Below are 1,788 nucleotides of genomic sequence, written 5' to 3'. Positions count from 1 at the left end.
GGAGACAAGCCCCCTGGGTGTGCCCTTGACAGTCGCCGCTTGTGGTAAATTTGCAAAGTAAAATCAAGGGATGACGCTTAAGAAAATGAATGAACGCTCACCTAAAGAAACAATAAAAGTAGCAGGAAATCAAAAAGAGGACGCTACCCTTTACCAGAAACCTTGAGAAAACCAGCCCTACCTATTCCTGGTGTACCCATCAACATCACTGAGAAAAGAGAGACTATACTAACCTCTTTTTTCAACCAGGCCTTCGAGTCACCACTCCACGATGACCAGCCAATCCTCCCTCAAGGAAGGCAAGCTAAAGGAGGAAACACCAAAGACAAAAGAGACCTGTCAAAAGGATGGCAAAGGACTACTACCTCCCAAGAACAAGCCACCAACTTTCCAAAAAGTGAAGCAAAAGGAAGAGGAGCCAGCAGCCCCAGAAACACTTCTTGTTTGTCCAAGGCTACCCAACCACTTTGAGTAGCCTTGAATAGATGGCACCAAAAGAGCGTTCCCCCAGGAACACTCATAAAGATATAACAATATAAAAGGACGCTATCAATAGATACATAAAAAATGGTTCTCAAATCGGTTTCAGCCGCTGACTAATCAACTCATTTTTAGTAAATTTCATCCTATACCAATCTCGTCCCCACAATGAAACTGATGTAATTGCAATCCCTTTTTCTCAGATAAAACTCCGTAGCAATGCTCCCCAGTGCAATGTCCAGTATAGAAATCCATATCCGGATAACGGCGCGCCAATTCCGAAGAGATATCACGCAACTGCTCATCCGTCTCATAATGCTCGCTTAAATGACTGTCCAACAGATGAAAGCCTCCAATGCTCAAACGGACAGGTTCCCGAATAGATTCCAGAATATTCAAAATACCGTTATGGGCACAACCGGTAAAGAGAATATCGCCCACTACAAAGGCCAGTTCGTGACGGAATGCATCCTTTACAAACTTGCCATCATCAGATTTTATCAACAGCGTTCTATCGCCCAAAGGTTGTGCATGATGATGAGCCAGATGAGAATAGACATGAATACCATCCACATAAGAATCCTCTTTGATGAAAACAAACCGATCTCCATGTTTCTGAAAATCCACATTTCCTGTAATAGAATGCAGATAACGCCTGACTGAAGCATATTCTGCCCCAGGAATCTCCGAAGATAAGATGACCTTTGCCTTGTGATTCACCTCCAAAAAGGCAGGAAGTCCACCTATATGGTCATTGTGACCATGCGAAATCAGGCAATAATCCACCTCACCTAAATCTACACCCAGCTTTTCAGCATTGCGCATGAATAAGTCGGAAGCTCCGGTATCGAGCAGATACTTCCTGCCGTTATACTCTAAATATACCGATAAACCATGCTCCGTTTCAAGCAGGGGATTATCGGTACGATTGTCACTCAATATGATGATTCTTGTATCCATAACTTTTTAATATCCTTCTGATGTTCTTAATTGCTACGACAAAATTATAAATAAAATCTGAGATATCACCATATTTCCTGATAATATTGAGGATATTGGCAAGATATGAAGGAATACACACAAGAAAAAGCACTTTTTAGATACCACCATAATACTTAACCCCAAAATACCCAGATAGATATAACACCCTGGAGAGCCGGCAAAAAAGGCTACCTCCTAAAAGATAGCCTTGGAAGACAAACATGGCAGATATGGGAAAGGAGGCTAAGCTGCCTCCTCCTTCTTTTGCTTCTCCACCTCTGAGATACCGGTGGCTATAAGCTTGATCACATGATGGTCCTTGCCATC

Annotated in this window: 2 protein-coding genes; both read right to left on the bottom strand. The window is 42.6% G+C overall.

The genetic code is table 11. From position 1 onward, the window contains the following. Positions 1 to 621: 621 nt before the first annotated feature. Positions 622 to 1,440, bottom strand: coding sequence for an MBL fold metallo-hydrolase (locus AAAT87_RS15330; protein ID WP_349226915.1), 819 nt, complete (start codon positions 1,438 to 1,440; stop codon positions 622 to 624). A 136-nt stretch (positions 1,441 to 1,576) separates the two neighbouring features. After that, positions 1,577 to 1,788: hypothetical protein (locus AAAT87_RS15325; protein WP_349226914.1), on the bottom strand; the 212-nt coding region annotated here is incomplete at its 5' end.

This window comes from Segatella sinensis (assembly GCF_040095255.1).
Lineage (GTDB): Bacteria > Bacteroidota > Bacteroidia > Bacteroidales > Bacteroidaceae > Prevotella > Prevotella sinensis.
The sequence above is the reverse complement of the archived record's forward strand: the minus strand, read 5'-3'. Positions and strand labels throughout refer to the sequence as shown.

Coding starts and splice junctions, on each gene's coding strand:
- AAAT87_RS15330 (WP_349226915.1), bottom strand. CDS start 1,440: ATGGATACAAGAATCATCATATTGAGTGACAATCGTACCGATAATCCC.